20 protein-coding genes are annotated in these 22,893 nt (G+C 63.5%); 8 read left to right on the top strand and 12 right to left on the bottom strand.

The features are described 5' to 3' along the window. Positions 1-27: 27 nt before the first annotated feature. Complete coding sequence (gene ord, locus QQ658_RS14535; protein WP_286025552.1) at positions 28-1,074, bottom strand: 2,4-diaminopentanoate dehydrogenase; 1,047 nt, start codon at positions 1,072-1,074, stop codon at positions 28-30. Positions 1,075-1,561: 487 nt separating this feature from the next. Between ord and QQ658_RS14530 the strand changes: the two genes are divergently transcribed. After that, a complete protein-coding gene (locus QQ658_RS14530) occupies positions 1,562-2,560 on the top strand; it encodes an Lrp/AsnC family transcriptional regulator (protein ID WP_353057965.1) in 999 nt (332 codons plus the stop codon). Between the two features lie 44 nt (positions 2,561-2,604). On the opposite strand, the gene alr is transcribed toward QQ658_RS14530, so the two are convergent. From alr to QQ658_RS14490, 7 genes are all read right to left on the bottom strand, one after another. Beyond that, entirely contained in the window at positions 2,605-3,756 is a 1,152-nt protein-coding gene (alr, locus tag QQ658_RS14525) for an alanine racemase (protein WP_502928972.1), read from the bottom strand. Positions 3,757-4,135: 379 nt separating this feature from the next. Next, entirely contained in the window at positions 4,136-5,863 is a 1,728-nt protein-coding gene (locus QQ658_RS15465; protein ID WP_353057930.1) for a 2-oxo acid dehydrogenase subunit E2, read from the bottom strand. A gap of 12 nt (positions 5,864-5,875) precedes the next feature. Continuing rightward, positions 5,876-6,841 (bottom strand): alpha-ketoacid dehydrogenase subunit beta, encoded by a 966-nt coding sequence (locus tag QQ658_RS14510; RefSeq protein WP_286027128.1) that lies wholly within the window; start codon positions 6,839-6,841, stop codon positions 5,876-5,878. Positions 6,842-6,986: 145 nt separating this feature from the next. Beyond that, positions 6,987-8,138, bottom strand: a complete 1,152-nt coding sequence (locus QQ658_RS14505; RefSeq protein WP_286025549.1) for a thiamine pyrophosphate-dependent enzyme — start codon at positions 8,136-8,138, stop codon at positions 6,987-6,989. Between the two features lie 59 nt (positions 8,139-8,197). Continuing rightward, positions 8,198-8,455, bottom strand: a complete 258-nt coding sequence (locus QQ658_RS14500; protein WP_286025548.1) for a hypothetical protein — start codon at positions 8,453-8,455, stop codon at positions 8,198-8,200. 274 nt (positions 8,456-8,729) lie between these two features. Next, positions 8,730-9,728: an ornithine carbamoyltransferase gene (argF, locus tag QQ658_RS14495; protein ID WP_286025547.1), complete on the bottom strand. Its 999-nt coding sequence runs from the start codon at positions 9,726-9,728 to the stop codon at positions 8,730-8,732. 136 nt (positions 9,729-9,864) lie between these two features. Beyond that, entirely contained in the window at positions 9,865-10,410 is a 546-nt protein-coding gene (locus tag QQ658_RS14490; RefSeq protein ID WP_286025546.1) for a PadR family transcriptional regulator, read from the bottom strand. 91 nt (positions 10,411-10,501) lie between these two features. On the opposite strand from QQ658_RS14490, the gene QQ658_RS14485 reads away from it, so the two are divergent. From QQ658_RS14485 to QQ658_RS14465, 5 genes are all read left to right on the top strand, one after another. Beyond that, positions 10,502-11,575, top strand: coding sequence for a serine hydrolase domain-containing protein (locus QQ658_RS14485; protein ID WP_286025545.1), 1,074 nt, complete (start codon positions 10,502-10,504; stop codon positions 11,573-11,575). Positions 11,576-11,625: 50 nt separating this feature from the next. Next, positions 11,626-12,096: a low molecular weight protein-tyrosine-phosphatase gene (locus QQ658_RS14480; RefSeq protein ID WP_286025544.1), complete on the top strand. Its 471-nt coding sequence runs from the start codon at positions 11,626-11,628 to the stop codon at positions 12,094-12,096. A gap of 375 nt (positions 12,097-12,471) precedes the next feature. Continuing rightward, positions 12,472-13,212, top strand: a complete 741-nt coding sequence (locus QQ658_RS14475) for a Type 1 glutamine amidotransferase-like domain-containing protein (RefSeq protein WP_286025543.1) — start codon at positions 12,472-12,474, stop codon at positions 13,210-13,212. A 204-nt stretch (positions 13,213-13,416) separates the two neighbouring features. Further along, positions 13,417-14,106 carry a response regulator transcription factor gene (locus QQ658_RS14470; protein WP_286025542.1) on the top strand — a complete coding sequence of 230 codons (690 nt, stop codon included), beginning with the start codon at positions 13,417-13,419 and terminating at the stop codon, positions 14,104-14,106. Beyond that, positions 14,106-15,536 carry a sensor histidine kinase gene (locus QQ658_RS14465; RefSeq protein ID WP_502928971.1) on the top strand — a complete coding sequence of 477 codons (1,431 nt, stop codon included), beginning with the start codon at positions 14,106-14,108 and terminating at the stop codon, positions 15,534-15,536. Before QQ658_RS14470 ends, QQ658_RS14465 begins: the two co-directional genes overlap by 1 nt. 569 nt (positions 15,537-16,105) lie before the next feature. On the opposite strand, the gene QQ658_RS14460 is transcribed toward QQ658_RS14465, so the two are convergent. After that, a complete protein-coding gene (locus QQ658_RS14460; protein WP_286025540.1) occupies positions 16,106-17,110 on the bottom strand; it encodes an L-lactate dehydrogenase in 1,005 nt (334 codons plus the stop codon). 801 nt (positions 17,111-17,911) lie between these two features. Between QQ658_RS14460 and QQ658_RS14455 the strand changes: the two genes are divergently transcribed. Together QQ658_RS14455 and QQ658_RS14450 are read left to right on the top strand one after the other, a co-directional pair. Then, positions 17,912-18,280: a nuclear transport factor 2 family protein gene (locus tag QQ658_RS14455; protein ID WP_286025539.1), complete on the top strand. Its 369-nt coding sequence runs from the start codon at positions 17,912-17,914 to the stop codon at positions 18,278-18,280. 49 nt (positions 18,281-18,329) lie between these two features. Then, a complete protein-coding gene (locus QQ658_RS14450; protein ID WP_286025538.1) occupies positions 18,330-19,502 on the top strand; it encodes a Gfo/Idh/MocA family protein in 1,173 nt (390 codons plus the stop codon). Here QQ658_RS14450 and QQ658_RS14445 read toward each other — a convergent pair. The 3 genes from QQ658_RS14445 to QQ658_RS14435 all read right to left on the bottom strand — a co-directional run bounded on the left by QQ658_RS14445 (position 19,487) and on the right by QQ658_RS14435 (position 22,864). Next, complete coding sequence (locus QQ658_RS14445) at positions 19,487-20,797, bottom strand: NAD(P)/FAD-dependent oxidoreductase (RefSeq protein WP_286025537.1); 1,311 nt, start codon at positions 20,795-20,797, stop codon at positions 19,487-19,489. The two genes, QQ658_RS14450 and QQ658_RS14445, sit on opposite strands and share 16 nt — an antisense overlap. A 76-nt stretch (positions 20,798-20,873) precedes the next feature. After that, a complete protein-coding gene (locus QQ658_RS14440; protein ID WP_286025536.1) occupies positions 20,874-22,067 on the bottom strand; it encodes a MarP family serine protease in 1,194 nt (397 codons plus the stop codon). 266 nt (positions 22,068-22,333) lie between these two features. Continuing rightward, entirely contained in the window at positions 22,334-22,864 is a 531-nt protein-coding gene (locus QQ658_RS14435; protein WP_286025535.1) for a CarD family transcriptional regulator, read from the bottom strand. Between the last annotated feature and the right edge of the window lie 29 nt (positions 22,865-22,893).

Below are 22,893 nucleotides of genomic sequence, written 5' to 3'. Positions count from 1 at the left end.
ACTCCTATTCGTCAAACCGGCCGAGGTTCAGCGACGCACGTAGGCGGACGGGCCCATCAAGGCGCTCGGCGACGGCAAATCGATAATCCGTTTGAGGCCTGGAGTGGCGGCAAAGATGCGCGGAATGGTGTTCACTGCGATGCCCTGAGTGGCAATACCGCCGGCGATCTCCGGACCGGTAGACATGGTGATTTCGGGCACGCCGTGGATAGTGACGTAGTCGCCGGTGGATTGGCCTTCCGCCTCGGGGGAGACCTGCTGCGGATGGATCAGTTCAATGACCACCTCGTCGCCGCGGTAGCCGAGCGCCGAATGCTTGCAGCCGGCAACTTGACCAGGTTCAATCACCCGGTCACGAGCCTGCCTGCGTACCGATGAAACGATCGGCTCGATGGTCTGCTCGACCCGGTCGACGCCCAAGCCAAGCGCGTCGCTGATCAGTCGCACCGATTCGGGGAAGCCGACGTGTCCGACGATCGACCCGTCAGCGACTCCCGCTGCGAACTCCTCGGGAGTGGTGCCCACGCCCTGGGTCTGCAGCACGGTCACGCCGTATGGGCTGAGATCGTTGACGCGACTGGCCTCTATCTTGGTGACCGTCTGGCTTCCCGCGGTGAGCACAACAACGAGATGGTCGAGCACGAAACCCGGGTTGACGCCGACGCCTACGATCGACACGTCGTTCGCCGTGGCGAGTTGGTTGAGTTCGGCTGCGAGCTCGGGGTTCTGGGCCTCGGGCGCCGCCATCTCCTCGGCGATGCTGACGACGTTGACGCCCGCCGACAAGATGGTCTTCAGGTCCAGCAGCTGCTTGGCCACCCACGAGGTGGTGCAGATGGTGACCACGTCAACCTTCTCTGGGTCGAGAATACTCGCCGGATCGGTGCTGATCCGGACTCCGCTCGGCTCGGTGCCGAGCAGAGTGCCCAGGTCGCTGCCATTGAGTTCGGGATTGATGTCGATCGCGCCGACCAACTCCAGGCCTTCCTTGGCCAGGATCAGTTTGGCGACCCCTTGACCCATGGCACCCAGGCCCCATTGCACAACGCGGATTCGTCGCTGATTGTCGTTCACTTCGCTCCTTTGTGGGTTTGCTGATCGTGCGGAGATCTGATTTTGGGTAGCGTCGGGTAAGGTTGGGCACGCGGAAAACGCGTCCTGTCCGTTCGAGATAACAAAATCGCCGCCTAATAAGAGCGGGCGGCTCGACTGATGCCCGGCTTACCGGCTCAATTGGTCCGGGGCGAGATGAGATCGTTCGCTCGTTGCCCCTCGCCGCGCAGTGGCTGACCGCGGCCTCTTGCGGCAGTGCTATTCAATGCCATAATGTGCTCCCGAAGTTTCGTTGAACATCCAAACTCCACGACTGCATGCTCAACGCACCAACTGTCTCGATGAAGTCACCGATGACTTCCTCCGTTAAAACTTTCGCACGACGAGCCCACAGCTAGCAGCACATCGCTCGAATCGGTCACCCTTGGGGCGATGGGTTGGTGAATCACTCATGGCGGTGTGCACAAGCTGTGAAGGTTCCCGTATGAAGATGACGGAAGGGGCGGACATGCACGACGAAGTCGACCTGCGGCTGGTGAACATCCTTCAGATCGATCCACGCATCCCGTGGGCACGGGCCGGTGAGATCCTCGGGATCTCGGCGACGACCGCGGCCAATAGATGGCGCCGTCTGAACGAGGCCGGGCTGGCGTGGATCAGCACTTATCCCAATCTGACCTGCCAATTCACTGCCACCGTCGAGGTGGACTGCCGCACCGAATTCTTACCGTCTGCGATCAAGGCGTTGTGTGAGAACCCGCTGATCGTCAACGTGGACGAGACCACCGGGACGCGCGATCTACTGCTGATGGTCATCGCGCCCGACATGGACACTCTCACCAGACTGATCATCGACTGGATAGGCGGCCTGAACGGGGTTTACGGCACGCGGAGTTCGCTGGTCACCGAGGTCATTGCCAGTGGCGAATCGTGGCGCGTTAACGCGCTCAACCGGGAACAGGTCCGCAAAGCCACGCTACAGCTGACGCCCGATCGAGCGATCACCCACAACAGCCTCGACGTGTCGCTGTCGGAAGCGCTGGCGCGGGACGGTCGGGCCAGCGTGGCATCGCTGGCTCAATTGCTCGACGAGCCGCCCAGCACCGTACACCGGCGCCTACAGAAGCTGCGCGGCAATCGCCAGATCATCATGCGTTGCGACCTCGCGCCCGAACTGGCCGGCTGGCTGCTCGAATACACTTGGCTGACCACGGTGGCGTTCAGTCATAAACAGCGAGTGATCGAATTGCTGCGCGGTCAGCCGTCACTGCGCTCGTGCATCTGGACGACGGGCGCGAACAATCTCAGGGTGAACTTCCGGGCCAATCATCTGGGTGGGCTTGGTGGTTTTGAGTCAGCGATCGCCAGCTCCCTACCCGGGCTGGCACCTGCGGAAACCATCATTCACATGCGCAATCACAAATCCATGGGCTGGCTGCTCGCGAACAGAGGCCGCTGCACAGGTGAACTGGTGACACCGGTCTTCAGCACCAAAGAGCCCAGCTGAACCGGAAATCTCAACAGATTGGACGAGTTCAACCCGCTTCAGTATCAGGCAGGATAGGTCCGTTCGACCCGCTTGTTGATGAGGCAGGTGACCTCGTAGCTGATCGTCCCCATAAGCTCGGCCAGCTCGTCCGCATCGATCGATTCCGTGCCTTGCCTGCCGAGCATGACGACCTCGTCTCCTGCCTTCGCCGGGGCTGGTTCGCCATCGATCACCGGGCCCAGGTTCAGCATCGTCTGATCCATGCAGACCCGGCCCACGATCGGATACGAGACCCCACCGACCAGCATGCGTCCGCGATTGGAGTTCAGCCGGGAGTAGCCATCTCCGTAACCGACGGGCACGGTCGCGATCCACGAGTCGACGGGCGCTGTCCAGGTGCGTCCGTAGCTGACCGTGTCGCCGGCGGCGACCTGTTTCACGTAGCTGAGCTGAGATTTCCAGCTGAGCGCGGGCCTCAACTCGACCGGACGAGGAGTCTCGGCGTCCGGATAGTAGCCGTAGGCCATGATGCCCGGCCGCACCATGTCGAAGCCTTGGGTGGGGTGCCCGAGCACGGCCCCCGAATTGGACGCATGCACCAGTTCAAGCGGGGCGAGACCGGCCCGGTCGCGGTCGGCTCGGATCTGGTCGGCGACATTGAGCAGGCTCGTCATCTGGCCTGCGGTGAACTCATTGCCGACCGGCTGATCGCTGATCGGGAAATGAGTGAACAGGCCTTCCAGCTTCAATGCCGGGTCGGCGCCGATGGCTTGGGCAAGCGCTGGCGCGTTCACCGGACTGGAACCGATTCGGCGCATGCCCGTGTCGATCGCCAGATGCACCGGATAGCCGGTGCGTCCGGCTCGGGCGGCCGCGGCCGACGCGGCAGCTATGGTTGCCTCGTCGATCACGGTAGGGGTGATGTCGGCGGCAATGGCGGCGTCCAATTCGTCATCACTCAGACACGGCGAGAGCTTCAGAATCGGTTGGGTGATGCCCGCATCGCGCAGTTCGATGCCCTCGGGCGTGGTCGCCACCCCGAACCAATCGGCGAGTCCCAGTTTGGCAAGATGCCGGGCGACCGGCACGGCACCGTGGCCGTAGGCGTCCGCCTTCACCGCCACCAGAGTCTTGGCGTGCGGTGCCAGCTTGCGGGCCTGCTCGACGTTGCGGGCTATCGCGGAAAGATCGACCTCGGCATGTGTGACGTACAGCACATAAGCATGCTAGACCCGCCGCCACCGGTCCGCCCGCCGTGCCTGTTCTGCCCGATGCGAGTCCGAAGAATCCACGAAATCTGAGTTTGCACCGGATGAAATTCGCGGATTCTCCCGTGATCGCAGCTGCTCGCACCGGACGAGCGTGCGAATCCTTCCGTGATTGACGAGAGATCCTGATCCGATAGCCCATTTAGGCAGGTCAGCCCCGCGATCGTGGAAGGTTTTGCACACGTGAGCCGCGTGAACCAACCTGATTCAGCACCAGTGCGACCCCGGACGCCGATAACTCACAAAAATCGCCTATCCAGCCGGCCGCCACTTCTGATGGAACAGCGCGCACCCAGCGGATCGGGCCGATGACCATCCGCAGCCGTCAGAATAGGAGCGACAGCTCGGGAGATTCCAGCACGGTCGAGATATCGCCCAGGAACTGCGATCCCTGTTCGCCGTCGATCAGCTGGTGGTCGAAGCTGACGGCCAGCGTCGTGACCCAGCGCGGCACGATCTGTTCGTCCTCGCCGGAGCCGACGACCCACGGACGACGCTTGATCGCGCCCATCGCGAGAATGCCGGACTCGTCCCCGTTGATGATCGGGGTACCGGTGTCGATACCGAAAACCCCGACATTGGTAATCGAGAAGGTGCCGCCCGAGTAGTCGGCGGGCTGCAACTTGCCGTCGCGGGCGGTCACCACCAACTCGTTGATGGCCCGGCACAGCTCGACCAGGTTCATCTTGTCGGCGCGCCTGATCACCGGGACGAGCAGCCCGCGCGGGGTCGCTGCGGCGATACCGAGGTTGACCTCGTCGTGGTAGATGATCTCGCCGGCTTCGCCGTCCCAGGTGGCGTTCAGCTCGGGATGCCTGGCCAGCGCCAAGCAAACAGCCTTGGCATGCAACAGCAGCGGGGATACGTGCAGATCGCGGAACTCACGGCGCTTCTTCAGCTGCTCGACCAGGGTCTTGGTGGCGCTGATGTCGATCGTATTGAACTCGGTGACGTGCACATGCTTGGCGATCGATTCAGCCACATTCTGCGCAGTCGCCTTGCGGACGCCCTTGATCGGCGCAATATGGTCGACCAGCGCCGATCCCGGTCCGCCCGCACTCTCGGCCGGGGTGTGTCCACCGATACCGGCAGCCGCCTCGACGTCTTCCCTGCTCACCGTGCCGCCCGGCCCGGTGGGACGAATGCTGGCGAGCTTCACCCCGAGATCACGGGCGAGTCTGCGTACCAGCGGTTTGGCCAGCACCTTGCCGACCGCAGTGGTGATGGGCCCCGGCTCAGACGGTGTTTGCGCCTGTCGGCTCCCGGCTGGCTCGGCGACCGCGGCCCTATGGGCCGTAGTACCTGGGCCGGCACCACCGGCAAACCCACTACCCGCGCGCCCCGGTGCGTGAACCGCGTCTCCGGAGGACGCCGAAGATCCGGCCGCTCCGGTCCGATCCGGATTGGCGGTCTCGGCACTCCCGCCATCACCATGGGCAACAGATCTCACGCCAGCGACGTCAACCCCGCGCGACACAACTCCGTTCGCTGCCCCACCCGGCTTGCGCAACGCTGATCCCAAGTGCGGACGACGGCGGCTCTTCGGTTCGGGCAATGGCCCCGAACCCACCAGCGACTTCGGTTGCCCCTCGGCTTCGTCCGTGTTCTCGTCGACCGAACGCTGTGCCGCGGATTGCCCACCTGCGGAACCAGTCGTCGTGGCATCTGCAGCCTCATCGGCGTCACCACGGGTTGATGCCAAAGACTCGGTGTTCTGCCCTCCAACGACTCCCGTCCCCGGCTTGGAACCGGGAACTGGTGAGTGCTGAGGCGCGCTGCTCGGTTCTGCTTCCAGACCGGAGTCGGGCTCATCGGCCGACCCGTCGTCGATCTCGATGATCGGGGTGCCGACCTCGACGGTCTGGCCGACCTCGGCGAGCAGCCGCCGCACCGTGCCGGAGACCGGGCTCGGCAATTCGACGAGTGACTTGGCGGTTTCGATCTCGACGAGGATGTCGTTGACCCGCACCTCGTCGCCGACCGAGACCAACCACTGGGTGATCTCGGCCTCGGTCAGGCCTTCGCCGGGGTCAGGAAGCTTGAACGCAAACATCTATCGTCCTTGTCAGTAAGCCATTGATTGATCGACGGCGGCCAGCACGCGATCGAGATTCGGCAGCCAATCCGACTCCAGCTTGCTGGGCGGATACGGCGTGTCGTAGCCGGTCACGCGCAGCACGGGAGACTCCATGACGTAGAAAAGTTCTTCTTGCAGCCGGGCCACCAACTCGGCACCCGGCCCGTAATTGCGTTGCGCCTCATGGACGACAACCGCCCGCGAGGTGTGCTCGACGCTGCGGGCGATGGTCTCGAAGTCGAGCGGCTGCAGGCTGCGCACGTCAACCACCTCAATGCTGCGTCCTTCTTTTTCGGCAGCTGCCGCGGCGTCCAGACAAGTTCGCACCATCGGACCCCAGCAGATCAGCGTGAGGTCGGTGCCCTCGCGCACCACCGCCGACTCGTGCAGCCCGTATGCCGGGGCGTCCAGTGCCACGACGCCCTTCTCGTGGTAGCGGCGCTTCGGTTCGAGGAAGATCACCGGATCGGGCGAGGCGATGGCCTGCTGGATCATCCAGTAGGCGTCGTTCGCGTTCGACGGCGTGACCACGGTGAGCCCGGGGGTGTGCGCGAAATAGGCCTCGACCGACTCAGAGTGGTTCTCGATGCTGCCGATGCCGCCGCCGTAGGGGAACCGGACGACCACCGGCAGCTCCACGCGTCCCTGTGAGCGGAAACGCAGCTTGGCGAGCTGTTGGGTGATCTGATCGAAGCCCGGAAAGACGAAGCCGTCGAACTGCAATTCGACGACCGGACGATAACCCCGCTCGGCCATCCCAATAGCGGTGCCGATCAGGCCGGATTCGGCGAGCGGCGAGTCGAGCACGCGATCATCACCGAACTCGGCTTGCAGACGCTCGGTGACCCGAAAGACCCCGCCGAGCGACCCGATGTCCTCGCCGTAGAGCAGGACTTTGTCGTCGGAGGCGAGCGCGGCGCGTAGCCCGGCGTTCAGCGCCTTGGCCAGCGTCATCGTCTTGGTGAGCTCGGTCTGCTCTGCTTGGGTAGTGCTCACAGCGCCGCCTGCTCCCGGATTGTCGTGATATGCGGCTCGGCGCTCACTACCTTGGCCAAAGTCATCGTGGTGATCTCGCTGATCTGTTCGGCTTGCACAACGCTCACAGGGCAGCCAGCTCCCGGACGACCTGGTCACGCTGGGCCACCAAGTCGGGCGTCGGGGCGGCATAGACGCGGTCGAAGATGTCTTCGAGTTTGGGAGTGACGACGTTGTTGACGGCGTCGCGCACCTGCTCGCCGAAGGCCTCGGCCTCCTGGTCGAGCCTGGCCTGATCGGAGTCTTCCCACAGGCCCTCGGACCGAAGCCAGGCTTCGGTGCGGGTCAGCGGATCCTTGATCTCCCACTCGGCCGATTCGTCCCTGGTGCGGTACTTGGTGGGGTCGTCGCTGGTGGTGTGGGCACCCATCCGGTAGGTATAGGCCTCGATGAAGCTGGGGCCCTGGCCGCTGCGGGCGCGCTCCAATGCCCAGGTCATGGCCGCGTGCATCGCGAGCACGTCGTTGCCGTCGACCTGGACGCTCGGGATGCCGAATCCCCAAGCCCGCTGGTAGAGCGGAACTTGTGATTGGCGAGCCGCAGGTTCGCTGATCGCCCACTGATTGTTGACACAGACGAAGACGGCCGGCGCCTGATAGGCAGCCGCGAAAATGTAGGCCTCGTTGACGTCGCCCTCACTGATGGCGCCATCGCCGTGGAGAATCACCGAGACGCCATCGTCAGCGTTCGGATCGGTTTGCCGGTCGCGGGCCTGGCCCATCGCGTAGCCGACACCGTGCAGGGTGTGACCGCCGATGACCATGTTGAGGTGGTGAAAGCGGGTCTCTTCCGAATCCCAGTCACCGGTCTCCTTGCCGCAGAAGATGCCGAGCAGCCGCTCGATCGGCAACCCCATCAGCATCGCCATGCCGGTTTCGCGGTGGCTCGGGAAGACGTGATCGTTTTGGCCCAGCGCCGCAACTGCGGCCACCTGGATGGCCTCCTGGCCGAGCCCCGGAGCCCACAACCCCAGCTGTCCTTTGCGCTGAAGTGCTGTGCTCTCGGTATCGAAACGCCTGATCAATGTCATGTCGCGGAGCATCTGCGCGGCCTGCTCACCGGTGCACACCGGAGCAAAATCCGGGTCTTCGAGCAACGTGCCGTCTTCGCGGAGCAGTTGTACCCGAGCCTCTTCGACGGGCTGCGGGGGCTGGAATCTACTCGATTGAGCAGCAAGCCCGGCAGTCGGCCATCCGACAGACATCGCAGTATTCACCGTGGTCCTCCTGGCGTCCGTTCGTCACAACCTACTGAACCGTAGGTTTGTTGCCAGTATCAGGTTACCCAACCGTAGGTTTCTGCGCGAATCTTCTGGTGAACTGATAAACCGCGTGTCGTTTGTCCGGTTTTCACAACGAGGCAGGTCGAGAGCAGCCGAGCTTGCTCGAGCTGCCGAGACCAACGAAGTTGTTGACGAGCGCGCAGCGCGAGGAACACAAGTTGCGCAGGTCGAGCGTGGCCGAGCTTGCTCGAGCTGCCGAAGCCGAGGAAGTTGTTGAGCGGCATCAGCCGCGAACGCAACGAGGCAGGCACCCGTATTGTGTCGATTCAACGCCTGTGACGGGCGCCTAACCTACACGATCCGGGACCGCGGCGTTGCTCGGCCCATCGAGGAACCGATCGTGGGTAGCGAGGGCCCATGACGGGCGCTAGAGCTACACAATGCGCGAGGCCCCAGAACGGGCCAGGCTGTTGACGAGGACGCTGAGAGAAACACCGAGCGACAACCGCGCTCGAGCCTCGCCAACCGGAAGCGCGCCTGACTACGAGGTTCGAGGGAAACAACAAGCGACGAGCTCCCCTAGCATCACTCACCCAAAGTGGCGACCATCACCGCTTTGATCGTGTGCATCCGGTTGCCGGCCTCGTCGAAGATGATGTCGGCATTGGCCTGAAAGACCTCATCGGTGATCTCGAGGGCGTCCATCCCGGTCTCGTCATAGATCTGACGCCCGACCGTCGTGCCGAGATCATGGAAGGCCGGCAGGCAGTGCATCACCTTCACGTTCTTATTACCAGTCAACCCCAGGAGCGCGGCATTCACCTGGTAGTCGCGCAGCGCCGCGATCCGCGAAGTCCACGCGTCCTTCGGCTCACCCATCGAGACCCAGACATCGGTGCAGATGACATCGGCTCCCTTCACCCCGGCGGCGACGTCGTCCGTAATGGTGATCTCGGCCCCCGACTTGGACGCCAGCCTCTTGGCGGAAGCGACAATCCCGGCGTCCGGCTGAAAGTCGGCGGGGGCGACGATGCGCACATCGGCACCCATCAGCGCGCTGGATACCAGGATCGAGTTGCCCATGTTGTAGCGGGCATCACCCGCGTAGGCGATCGACACCTGGTCGATGTCGCGGCCGACGTACTCGCGGATGGTCAACTGGTCGGCGAGCATCTGGGTGGGATGCCATTCGTTAGTCAGCCCGTTCCACACCGGCACACCGGCATGACGGGCGAGCTCTTCAACCCGGGCCTGCTCGAAACCTCGGTATTCGATGCCGTCGAACATCTGGCCCAGCACCCGGGCAGTATCGGCGACAGATTCCTTGTGCCCGATCTGCGACCCGGACGGATCAAGATAGGTGCAATGGGCGCCTTGATCATGTGCCGCAACCTCGAAGGCACAACGGGTGCGGGTCGAGGTCTTCTCAAAGATCAGCGCGATGTTTCGTCCGCTCAACCGCTGGGGTTCTCGGCGCTCCTGCTTCGCAGCCTTGAGCTCGGACGACAAGTCGAGCAGGTAAAGCCACTCGTCGCGGGTGAAATCGAGCTCTTTGAGGAAATGGCGCGCATGCAGATCCGGCATGCCCGAAATCTTAACCTGAATTGCTGGATTCACACTTGCGGGTGGTCCACCCAACTGATCTCCACTCGTCGCACTCGGGATCACTGCCCGGCTGAATCGCTGGATTCACACTTGCGGGTGGTCCACCCAAAGCTTTCTATCGGGCCGATTCGTCCGCTGGGCTGCTTTGGGGCAATTCATCGTCCGCCCAGGCCAATGCCACCCGGTGTGCAGCCAGGCCGTATTTCAAGGTGGCGCGTTGATATGTCGCCACATCTTCGAAGCCATCGGCAACCGATGCCGCGCGAACCTGCACCTCGAGACGCTCCAGCCGATCGAGATCCTCGCCGATGCGGCGCCGGATCTGCTCAGCGACCTGGCTGCGCTCGGCGGGTTCCAAAAGCCCCAGGAAATACACTCTGGCAAGCATCTCGGTTTCCATACCACCGGTGTCGAGGTCGTCGAGCATCCAGCTGCGGAACTGGGCTCGTCCGGCAGCCGTGATGCGGTACGGCCGCTTTCCACGAGGCCCGGTCTTTGAGTCCACGGTGATCTCGCCATTGGCCAACAGCTTGTCGAGTGCGCGTTTGATGCTTCCGGTGCTCGCGCTGTAAAACAGCGACACCCCTGCTTGGAAGTTTTTGGTCAGCTCATAGAGGGTCTGCGGCCACAACATCAACAGCCCGAGGATGACATGTGCCATGGAGTTCAGCGTAGCCCTTGACAACTCCATGCACCATCTTCTTAGATATATCTAGTAGATAGTTCTCATAGACATACTCGTGGAGGACGTCATGACCATTGAAACCGACACCATCAGGCCGACCCAGCAGCTGAAGGTTCATCGCCCTGTCTCCTCGCCCGCGAATCCGATCGTCTTGGTGAGCGGCCCTGAGCTCGAGTGGGCGAGCGGTGATCCCGATCAGCCGTTCTGGGTCGCGAGCATCGACAAAGTGTTCATCGCAACGTTGATCGCGCAGCTATTCGACGACCTGGCCTGCGGGCCCGAAACCCCGATCGGCGACCTACTGCCCACCAGTGAGATCGCACCGTTTCAAGCAGCACCCGGCGTCGACAACGCCCGCGACATCACGGTGCAACATCTGCTCTCACACACCTCCGGGCTGTCCGACATCATCATTCCCCCGCGCGGCCACCACACCGAATGCTCGATGGACCAGTTGATAGCCCACCCGCAACGCATCTGGACACTGCGTGAACTCCTCCATCAAGGCGAGGGGCTGCCTGCATTCTCGGCTCCGGGTGAGAGGTTCCGCTACTGTGACACCGCCTATCTGCTTCTGATGCGCATCATCGAAGAAGCCCGTGGCACCGGATTCAGCGAGCAGATCCGCTCGCGAATCTTCGAGCCCTGCAAGATGGCCGACACCTCCGCCTGGGTGGACGCACCACCCGAGCGGCTGGCCCGACTGACCTCGAATCTCGCCCCCTTCAGGCTGGGCAGATCGCGCCGCGATACGCGACGCGAGTTCGCCCCGAACCTGACCTGGTCGACCGGGATGGGTGGCCCTGCCACGGCGCACGACCTCGTCCGATTTCAGCGCAAGCTGCATGCGGGCGAACTGTGCGACCCGAGGTGGGTCGATCTCTTCGGCACGCCCCTCAACCGACTCCGACCGGGCATCTACTACGGAACAGGCATGGTTTCGCTCCGGTTCAAAGAGTTCTCGCCATTGCTGCGCGACTCCCCTCGGCCGATCGGCGGTCTCGGATACACGGCGACCCACATGTTCTACTACCCGGACGAGGACACCCATGTGATCATCAACTTTTATTCGCACCGCGCGATGGCGTCCAGCTTCAGGACGCACATCCGGCTGGCCGGCCTGATCAAGCAGCACCGTTGACGCTACCGACAAGCTCGCGGCGAGGCTCGTGGTCTGGATAGGCTCGACAGGTGACCAAACTCATCACCTTTGTCTGCACCGGCAATATCTGCCGCTCCACCATGGGCGAGCAGGTTGCGCGCGCCAGGGCGTCCGAGCTCGGCACCCAGGCCCGCTTTGATTCGGCCGGTATCAGCGATGAAGAAGAGGGCAACCCGATCGACCCCAGGGCGGCACGCACCCTGCGCGCACACGGCTACCCGGTTGGCGATCATCGCGCCAAACAGGTCACCCGCGCATTGATTGAATCATCCGATCTGGTGCTGGCCTTCGAACCGGTACAACTGAACCGGATGAAGCGCCTCGCTCCCGATGCCGAAAACATCTGCCTGGTCACCGATTTCCATCCAGCGGGGGCCACCGGCTCGGGCATCGAAGACCCCTGGTATTACGGTCAAGAAGCCTTCGAGCAGACCCTTGAGGCCATCGAGGAAGCAATGCCCGGGCTGTTCCGGATGATCACCGAACAGGCAGCGCGCTGATTAACGGGCAGCCATCGACTTGTTCGGGCAAACCATCCGGGTTCGCGGCCACCAAAACCTCGGCCATTGCCGAGCACAGGTGAATCCGGCGACTCGCACATCGTTTCCCAGGGGTATTTCGGGCGTCCCGAACATACCGAGCAGAGCGTAATCGTCCCCGGAAAGCCTGCTAAGCCTGAATCCGTTGATGGGCGCCGTTGCGAGCGGCACCTGAGGGGTGCGATGGCAAGTCGAGTCGCGCGAGGGCAGGCTGGAAGCCTGTTGAGCGTGGGAGACGCAGCAAGCGTGCCTCGCAGGGGACGCGCAGTAGGCGGAAATCGGCGGATCCAGGCTAAGCCCCGTATGGTTCCGTCGATCCGCCACTAGGCTGGAGGCATGACGTTGTACTTGGCTGGTGGTAATCCTTCACAGGCTCTCGCGCCGGTGCTCGACGCCTTCGTCAAGGAGGTTCGCGGCCGAGGCGACAGAGTGGCGATTGCCCTGCTCGGCTCACCGGACGAAGCGGCCGGTGTCCTGGACACGTATGCCGACCCGATCAGTTCCCGGTTTCCCGAAGCACTTATCGAACCGATCTGGCTGACCGACGAGGACGACGAACCGATCCAGTGGCCGGCTGACCCCGAGAACCTGGCCGGGCTGGTGGTGGCCGGCGGCTGGGCTCCGGGCTATCTGGAGGCACTCACCTCGTGGCGCGAGATGATCTCGACTCTGGTGCGCCGAGGCGTCCCCTATCTCGGCTGGTCCGCCGGTGCCTGTGTGGTCGGACGCCACGCTGTCGTCGGTGGCTGGCAGTCCGGCGGCAGGCAGATCGCACCCGAGATCTCCGGCGAGGGCTCGACCGAACTCGATATCCGCGACGGATTGGCGCTGATCGGCCCGACCATCGAGACCCACGCCGACACCCAGTTCCTGATCGGACGAGCGCTCGCAGCCTTGCGGCAGGGCCCCATGCGTTCGGTCGCCGTAATCGACGAAGGTGCCGCGCTGGTGGTGGACGCCGCGTCCGGGCGCACCTCGATATTGGGGCGAGGTCAGGTCACCTGGGCGTCGAACGAGGACGAGCGGTTCTTCGTCCGATTCGAGCCTCGCGAGCAATCTGCGCCGACCAAGCAGTGACCTGATCCAATTGAGGTGGCGCTTGGTTCGTCCTCACGAACGCTGAAGAGTCATACGAAGTTCCTTGCGGGCCTTCGAGATCGTGGGTGCGAATGAGCATGAGCAGCGCAACCGGACCCGATCCCAGGCGCGCCAGGCAGCAGAGGTTTCTTGGAGGGCGAAGCCTGCGACCCGCATGAAGATCACATGTGGCAATCTATAGGTATGCAGATCCTTGTTGTTGACGACGACCAGGCCGTTCGCGATTCTCTGGCTCGATCTCTTCAATATGGCAGCGGTTACGAGGTCAGCACCGCCGAGGATGGCTTGGAGGCACTCGCCAAACTGTCGTCGGCCCGCCCGGACGCCGTCGTGATGGATGTCATGATGCCCCGACTGGACGGGTTGGAAACCACAAGGATGCTCCGGCAATCGGGCAATGACGTGCCCATTCTTATCCTGACCGCCCGCGATGCCGTCGGTGACCGGGTCGACGGTTTGGACGCGGGGGCCGACGACTACATGGTGAAGCCCTTCTCCTTGGAGGAGCTCACCGCGAGGATCCGCGCTTTGACCCGGCGTTCTCGTCCGGACGCCGAGGCCACCACCGAAATCTTGTCCTTCGATGATCTACAGATGGACACCTCGTCTCGCGAGGTGACCCGGCGGGGCAGGCGCATCAGCCTGACTCGCACCGAATTCGCCCTGCTGCAGACTTTCATGGAGCATCCGCGCCACGTGCTGGAGCGTAGCTGGCTGCTCAACGAGGTCTGGGGCTTCGACTTCCCGACCACAGCGAACTCACTCGAGGTCTACATCGGCTATCTGCGCCGCAAGACCGAACAAGATGGCGAGCCGCGGTTGATCCACACGGTCCGGGGAGTCGGATATGTCCTGCGTGAAACCGCCCCGTGATTCGGCGTTTGGCTGACAAGCTGCGGCAGACCGAGCGCGGCTCGCTTCAACTGCGGCTCGCCTACCTGACCGCGATCGGCGTTGCGTTGTCGGTGCTTCTCATCGGCATGCTGACCTATGTCACGGCGCGTAGTTCGATGTACAGCCAGCTCGATCAAGAACTGCTCGAGGTCGCCAGTTATGCGTCCGAACCGATCAGCACCGACGTCGAGGGGCTGGGCGGGGTCAACGCGTCCGCCCTGCAGGCCACCAATGTCACGATCTTGCTGGTGCGGGCCGACAAGTCGGTGGTACGCGTTCAAGGCATCAGCGCCAGCATCGATCCGGGCCCTGACGAGATCGCGATCGCGCGCACTCAGACCGGAAGCTCGACCCGGTCGACCATCGGCACCGATGAGCAGCCGTATCGCGTGGTTGCGGTGCCGCTGAGCACCGAGACCGGACGCTACGCGATCGTGCTGGCCCGGCCCCTGACTCCGACCCTCGCGACGCTGCGCGATATCGGCCGGTTGGTCGGTGTCTGTGGCGGCGTGCTGGTGCTGTTGAGTGCGTCCATGGGCTATCTCACCGGACGCCGGCTGATGGCGCCGCTGCGCGAGCTTTCGAATGCGGTCACCCGAGTCTCCGAAACCGACGAGTTGGCGCCACTCGGCCTCGCCGGGTCGACCGGTGTCTACAGCACCGATGAGATCGGCGATCTCTCGCGCAGCTTCGACACCATGATGCATTCGCTGGCCAGCTCCCGAGACCGGCAACGACGGCTCATCGCGGACGCCGGGCACGAGCTGCGCACGCCTTTGACCTCAATGCGCACCAACATCGAACTGCTGGTGGCGGACGAAAAGTCGGGCATGCTCCCGCCCGGCGCCCGCGCCGAGATCCTGACCGATGTGGCGGCCCAGCTCGGCGAGTTCACGTCGCTGGTGGGTGACCTGGTGCAGCTCAGCCGCGACGATGTCGTGATGCCGAGCCGTGAACCGCTGGACTTTGCTGATGTGGTGGCGGCGGCTGTCGAACGCGCGAAGCGGCGCGGTCCGGGCCTGGATTTCGATGTCACCCTGCAGCCGCATTTCATCGTCGGCGAGCCCGACACGTTGGAGCGGGCGGTGACGAACCTGCTCGACAACGCGGTCAAGTTCTCTCCCGATGGCGGCACGGTGCATGTCAAGATAGCCGGCGACGAGCTGACGATTTGGGACGAAGGCCCCGGCATCGCAGCGGAAGATCTGGATAAGATCTTCGACCGTTTCTACCGGTCGAACAAGGCACGCAATACCCCAGGCACCGGGCTTGGGTTATCGATCGTCGCACACACCATCAACGCGCACGGCGGCACGGTGAGCGCTTCGAACCAGGAGGGTGCCGGCGCGAAATTCACCGTCGTGCTGCCGGCCGCGCCTCCGGAGACCCTCGCCGAATACGACGACTGAGGATCCTCCAGAGAAGAACCAGGTCGACCGGGACCAGATTCGGCAGACATCGTTCTGGTCGCCGCTACCGCGTGAACACTCTCGTTGACCATTGGAAGCCGCCTGAAACCGGGATGATGATCCCGCTCTGCTTCTAGGTTCTCCCCGCTCCAAGCCAGGTCGGGGGATTTCTCGCCGGTCCGCACCGTGGACAAGTTTGCTAGAAGATCACCTAGTCAACCAGATTTTAATGAAACAGCATGAGCTGTTTCCACACAGATGCGGATAACTCACCAGAGTTTTCCACAGATCGATCCACATCCTGGGGAAAACTACATCGGTGTAACTACGTCGCTGTCTTCTACACGAGCGATGATGGCAGCAAGATGATTCCCTCCTGGGCCGATGCCAGCCGTCCGCCATTTGACCGACTGGCCTCTTGACCGAGAAGTCGCACCGCCGCCGGATTCTCGTCGGTTTGAGAGCATGCGCGCCTGCCCTGGTCGCTCGACCGCAGCTGCCCAGGCGTTGGGTTCTGTGCGCTCCAGACGGATCAACAGGTCATCAGTACCGCGGTATTCGCCCGAATATCAGTACCCGAGAGACCGGGCGACATCGCGCAGCCGGATGGCGGAGCTTGTCAGGGCGTCCCTTTCGTCCATCGACAGGTAGGGCAGCAGACGGCGTCCGACACCATTGCGGCCCACGATGGTCGGCGTTGACATGCAGACATCGGTGATGCCGGCCCACTCGTTCAGCAAGGTCGAGACGGTCAGCACGCGTTGTTCGTCGTTCAGCACCGCCGCGATGATCCGGGACACCGCCAGTCCGACCGCATAGTTGGTGGAGCCCTTGCCCTCGATGATGTGATAGGCGGATTCCATCACCTCATGGCCGATCTTCGCCCGCAGGTCCGCATCGAACTCGCCGCCGCTGACCGTCTTTCCCCACCTGCTCAGCGGCACGTTGCCGATCTCGGCGGATGCCCACAGCGGAACCTCCGAATCACCGTGTTCGCCGGCGATGTAGGCGTGGATGTTCTGTACTGCGGTTCCGGTGTGCAGCGAGACCAAATAACGCAGCCGGGACGAATCGAGCACAGTCCCCGATCCGAACATCTGATTGGCGGGAAGCCCCGTCATCTTGAGGGACGCATAGGTCACCACATCAACCGGGTTCGCCACCATGATGTAGATCGCGTTCGGCGCCACCGACGTCAGACCCGGAAGGATCTTCTCCATGATCGAGACGGTCGCCCCGGCCAACTCCAGGCGCGACTGCCCCGGCTTCTGCCGCGCGCCGGCAGTGATCACCACGACATCGGCGTCACGGCAGATCTCCACATCGTCCGAACCGGCGACCGACGCGGCCGGAGTGAACTGAATGCCGTGCGCGATATCCATCGCCTCGGCTTCGACCTTCTCCTTGTTGATGTCCTGCAGCACGACCTCGCGTGCGACCCCACGGATCACACAGGCATAGGCGAGGGTCGAGCCGACGGCGCCGGCTCCGATGATCGCGACCTTCGTCGGACGGTTGTCGCCCTGCGTCGGGTACAGGGATTCGGGGCTATTGGTGGGTGTCTGCGCAGTCATCGAGCCTTCTCCAGATCGTGGATTACCGGACGTCCAAGGTCATTATTGCGTGTCCCACCCGCCGATTCATAGCACTTCGTTCGTCGAGTCGTCGTGGGCCCATAACCAGTTCCGGAAACGGTCCTGCCAGCGGGTCTCGAAATCACCCCGCTCGACCAGAGGGTGTGACCTCTAACGGGCCCGCCGCTCTGCTCTTGCCCGAGCCGATGCAATGCCAGGGTAGCCGTGCAAATCCTTCCGTGATCGTCTCCTTAGGGCCTGACGATAAATTAACGCGTCGCGTGGCGGTTTCTGGGCGGGATGCATGACAAGGCGGAGGCCCGCCCTCGTGCTGGTGGCACGTGGGCGGGCTGACAACGCAGTCAGGCGCCCGATCCAGGAAGCGACACGCAGCGGTAATTTATCGGAGGGACCTTAGATCGATCTATCATTTCGAATCGCCTTCCTGTGTCACCAGTTGTGGAACTTTTCGCACGGTCAGCTGTCAAGAGGCGATAGGAACAGGGCTCGGGCGCATCCTCATGGGATAGGCGATGCCAGGAGCTGCCGGATTCTGCAAGCCGCTGGCATGCCATACCGCGACATCCACCGCAAGCGAACGTCAACGCAGTGTGGCGAGCCGACGAAACACCCGCTACCGTCCTTCGCCATAAGCGAAGCCAGGGTGAACACCAACTCGTCAAAGAACCGTCGCCCGGCATCCACGCTGGCCTACCCTGGGCAGTGTGGACGCGATCGAAGGCCGATCGCACCGGTTGGGACGACGACTTGCGCGTCCCTTTGGCAGATGAGGAGAACCTCATGCAAACCGACCGCGAAGCGATCGAAGCGAACTATCGCGATCAACTCGGAGCGCTCGTCGACAAAGACTTCGACAAGCTCGATGAGCTTCTGACCGCTGGATTCACCCGCACTCACATCACCGGGAAGGTCCAGACCAAGGGGCAGTGGCTGAGCCAGCTTCGCAGCGACCAAATGGTTTATCACAGCTTCGACTTCCTCGACACCAGCGTCACCGCCGAGAAGACGACGGCCACCCTGGTCGGCAAGGTCTTGTCGGACGCAACCCTTTATGGCGAGCATCAGCAGTGGCACCTGCAGATTCGCCAGACATTCCTGAAGTCGGATGGTGTCTGGAAGGCCAGCAGCTCCGTGGTGACCCAGTGGTAGCTGCAACGCGGCCGGTGCCCGGCACGCGGAAGCGTGACAGAATCGTCACATGTCAACCAACGGCGGCAACCCGCATTCGCTGATACCCGATCTACCGGACGAGCTGGCCCGGCTGGCCGAAGGCCTGACGCTGCCTGATCCGATGGACGCCCCGCCATTGCGATGGGGAATCATCGGCGCGGGCGGAATCGCCAAAACCTTCGCCCGCGATGTGCCCGCCTACACGCGTTCGCGTATCGCGGCGGTGGCGGCGCGCGACGCGGACCGCGCCGAGGCATTTGCCGCCGACTTCGGAGCCGACCGGGCCTATGGCTCCTACGATCAGTTGGTCGCAGACCCGGGTATCGATGCCATCTATGTCTCGACCATTCACCCAATGCATGCCGACCACGCGCTGCTGGCGCTTCGGGCCGGCAAGCCCGTCTTGGTGGAGAAGTCGTTCACGATGACTGCCGACCAGGCTCGCGAGGTCACGGGTGCCGCTGGTCAGGCCGGATTGTTCGCGATGGAGGCGATGTGGAGCCGGCATCTGCCGCACTACCGTGTCATCCGGCAGATCATCGCCAATGGCGAGCTGGGGCACGTGGTTTCGGTGCAGGCCGACCACGGCCAATCGCTGCGCGATCGTGCACGTATGGTGCAGCCCGAGCTGGGTGGTGGCGCACTGCTCGACCTGGGCATCTATCCGGTGTCGTTCCTGCATGAGATCTTGGGCAAACCGACCGAGATGATCGCCACCGGACGCCTGCTTCCCGGCGAATTCGGCATCTCGTCCGACACCCATCGGGCGGTGCAAATCGACCAGGGCAGCGTTGCCGTGCTGAAGGTGGACCCTCAGGCCGGCAATGGCAGCGCGGCCGCACGTCCGGGTATCGGTCCTGATGGCGCTCTCGGCGTGGCACGCAGCAATCTGGACGGCCGCTCGGCCACCTCGGCTGAGATCGTCTTCGAACGCGGCGCCCTGGAACTTCCTTTGCAGTTCTACCGGCCCGGCGTGCTGCGGCTGCGCACTTTCGGCGAAGGTACCCCGAAGGATGGCGGCACCGTCGACTGGGATTCAACGGTGCCCGGAGGATTCCAGTACGAGGCCGCCGAAGTCGCCCGCTGCCTGGAGGCGGGGCTCACCGAATCACCGGACATGACCTGGCAGGACACCATCGAGGTCATGCAGATCATGGACGACATCCGCGCGCAGATCGGCGTCGTCTACCCCTGGGAGTGATTCTCGTCGTCGGCGTTTTCTGGCTGGGCGGAGGCCGGCAGCCGGGAGGGCGCGTCCACGTAATCCCCGATGATGCCCACTGCCGACTTCGGCCACGAAATGTAGCGGACGGCCATGTTGAGCATCGCGGAAATGCGGTTGCGGCCACCGAGCAGAGTCGCGATATGTACGAGCACCCACAGCAGCCAGGCCGGGAACCCGGTGATCTTGGCGCCCTGCGGCAGCTGGACGACGGCCGCATTGCGTCCGATGGTCGCCATGGTGCCCTTGTCGTTGTAGTGGAAGGTCTCGGTGACCCCGCCTTGCTTGTCGGCCATGATGTTGTGGGCCACCAGCTTGCCCTGCTGAATGGCCGGCTGAGCAAGCTGCGGCTGCGGCTCGGATTCGCAGATGCTGGCGTCCCCGGCCGCGTAGACGTCGTCGAAACCCACCACGCGCTGGTCGGGCTCGACCAGGATGCGCCCGCCGCGGCCCTGCGGTAGGCCCCAGTCCTTGACGGCCGGACGCACGCCCACGCCGCTGGCCCAGACCACGATGTCGCAGTCGAGCTTCGTCCCGTCGGCGAAGTCGACATGATCGGCGAACACCTCTTTGACGGCGGTGTTCAACCGCACATCGACGCCCAGCTTGGACAGTGACCGCTTGGTGTAGCGCTGCAGCCTGCGGTCGAATGGGCCGAGCAGCCGGTCGGTCATCTCGACCAGCACGACATGGAAGTTGTCGACACCGATCTCGGGGTAGAGCACCGGCAACGCCTGGGTCTTCATCTCGGCGAGCGCACCGGCGGTCTCGACGCCGGTCGGGCCGCCGCCGACGACGATCGCGGTGAACCTCTTGTTCGGGTCACGCTCGGCTGCCATCAGTTCGAGGCCGGAGAAGATGATGTCGCGCACCTCGAGCGCCTGGCGCCTGGTGTAGATCTGCTTGGTGTACCGATCGGCGCCCGGGATACCGAAGAAGTTGGCACCGACACCCGGGCAGATGAGCAGCTTGTCGTAGCCGATCGGCTCGCCGCGGCTGACGATGACCTTCTTGTTTTCGAAATCGATGCCGGTCACCGTCGCCCGGCGGAAGCTCGCCAAATGGCTTCGGTCGTTGGACGCCCAGCGGCGCAGCGAGTAGGTGACGTCGCCGGGGTTCAGCGCTCCGGTGGCCACCTGGTAGAGCAGCGGCTGAAACGTCGTGTACGCATGCCGGTCGATGATCATCACCTCATGACCTGCGCTCGTCAGCTCACGGGCAGCGTTCAGCCCCGCAAATCCCCCACCGATGATCACCACACGCGAATCAGCCATGTTCATATTCTCGCTGGTCCGATCGGGCGGACGAAAGTTTTCTCGCATTTGAATTGCGTAATTCGCTATGAGTGATCTACCCAACCATGCAGCTGCCGGCAGCAATGGGTTCGGAGTAGCCTGCGGCCGCGTCCAAATAGGAGGCCGTCGCGGCGTCGGTGAGCACGTACCCGGTCTGGGCGTCCATCGTCGACATCGCGAAAACCGTACCGGCGACCCGTCCGTCGTCGGTCAGCAGGGGACCGCCCGAATTGCCCGGACGCACCACTCCGCGAATGGCGTAGACCTCGCGTGAGATCCCCGGTCCGCCATAGATGTCGGTATCGGATTCGGTGACCGTGCCACGGATGCGGGATGCGCTCAACTGGTAGGGGCCGCCGTAGGGGAATCCCGCTGCCACGGCATCGTCTCCTGCCGTCTGGTTTTCGGGAGCGCGTTCCAGTGCAGGCGCGTCGAGTGCGGGGACCGCCAGGATGGCCAGATCGAGATCCTCGTCGAAGGCCACCACGCTCGTCTCCAATTGCGGTGAGGTGCCACCGACCGAGATGGTGACCGTCGAGGCCCCGGCCACCACGTGGGCGTTGGTGACCACGCGCTGCGGCGCAACCACCCAGCCGCTGCCCGCCGAATCGTTGCGGCAGTTCGGGGCGTCCGAGAAGACCTGAACGATGCTGGCGGCCGCCGCCTGCACCCCGGCGGAGTCGAGGGAGTCGGTGTCCGGCTCGGGGATCGGCAGCGTGGGCTCGTCGCCGCCGAAGACCTTCGGCAGCTCGGTCACCAAGATGTCGGCTGCCTGCCCGGGAAGCTGATCGAACTGATCGGGAACCACTTCGTCGAGCACCTGGTACGAGCGGGATTCCTCGATCGCAGTGCCGAGCGCCGCCGGGGCTATCGGACGCACTGCGGCAAGCGTGAACCAGCAGATGAAGGCCATCACCACAGCCGATGCGATCGCGCCCAAGAAGGCGTCGATGCCCTTCGGCTTCTTGCCGCGGCGAATACGATTCTTGATCCGCCCGGCGATCAGGTCGCCCAGCAGCGCGGCTATCCCCACCGCAGCGATGAGGGTGATGGTGCGGATCGCGCGGCCGGCGTCCAATGCCGGAATGAGTTCGATCAGCTGAGGGCCGGCCCACACGCCGAAAGCTGCGCCGCCGAGCACCCCGACCAGACCGATCACCCCGCCGATCAGCCCGGTACGAAACCCGGTGATGGCGCGTCCGATGATCGCGATCACGACGAGCAGGTCGATAACCGTGGCGATCTGCACACTGTCCCCTTTCCGGTCGATCCTGCGGCACAGCAAGACTGCCCGATCATCCTGTGCGCGCGCACAGGATGCCATAGACCCGCTTCCTGGTGACCGAATCCGTCATCGCCGTGGCAGCCGCCGCAAGGCTGTACGAGGTTTGCCGATGACAGCGACCAGAAGAGGCGGACGAATAAAGTCCGGTCCCGTTCCGCCTGCCACCAAAGGCGACCTGCGTGACGGGACCGGACCTGAAGCCCTTCGGAAAATCCTATGAGTAGTTGGTCTCAGACGGCTTCGGCGCGCTCGTCCAATGCGTCGAGAGCATCCCTGGACTCTTCAAGGATCATCGAATGCATGACCTCGAGCGCGTCGTCCTCGGAGATGTTGATGGCCAATGCGATCTCTGCGAGCAGCGGTGCCGAAGCTTCCTTCAGCAGGTCCTTCTCACCCAGCGACAGCGAACCGCGCTCACGGCGACGCACCAGGTCGCGCACGACGGCGGCCAGTTGCAGCGGATCGCCGGTGGCGATCGAAGCACGGTTGGCCTTGTACCGGCGGGACCACTGGGGCTCCTCGCCGACGGTCGGGCCACTCAGAACTTCTGCGAGCTTGTCGAGTTCGTGGACGCCGGCCACGTCGCGGATTCCGATCTCTTCGGCCTTGCTGACCGGGAGGCTGACCATCAGCTTGTTGCTGACGACTTCGAGTTCGACGTATTCGACCTGCTCGCCACGAACCTTGCGGGTCATGACCTTCGTCACCGCGGCTGGACCATGGTGGGGATGGATGACGGTCTGACCAACATGAAACTTCATTGAGTATCCTCGCAACGTTTTCTCGCCGC

It is taken from the genome of Propionimicrobium sp. PCR01-08-3, from assembly GCF_030286045.1.
GTDB lineage: Bacteria > Actinomycetota > Actinomycetes > Propionibacteriales > Propionibacteriaceae > Brooklawnia.
This window is presented reverse-complemented; position numbering and strand designations above follow the sequence as displayed.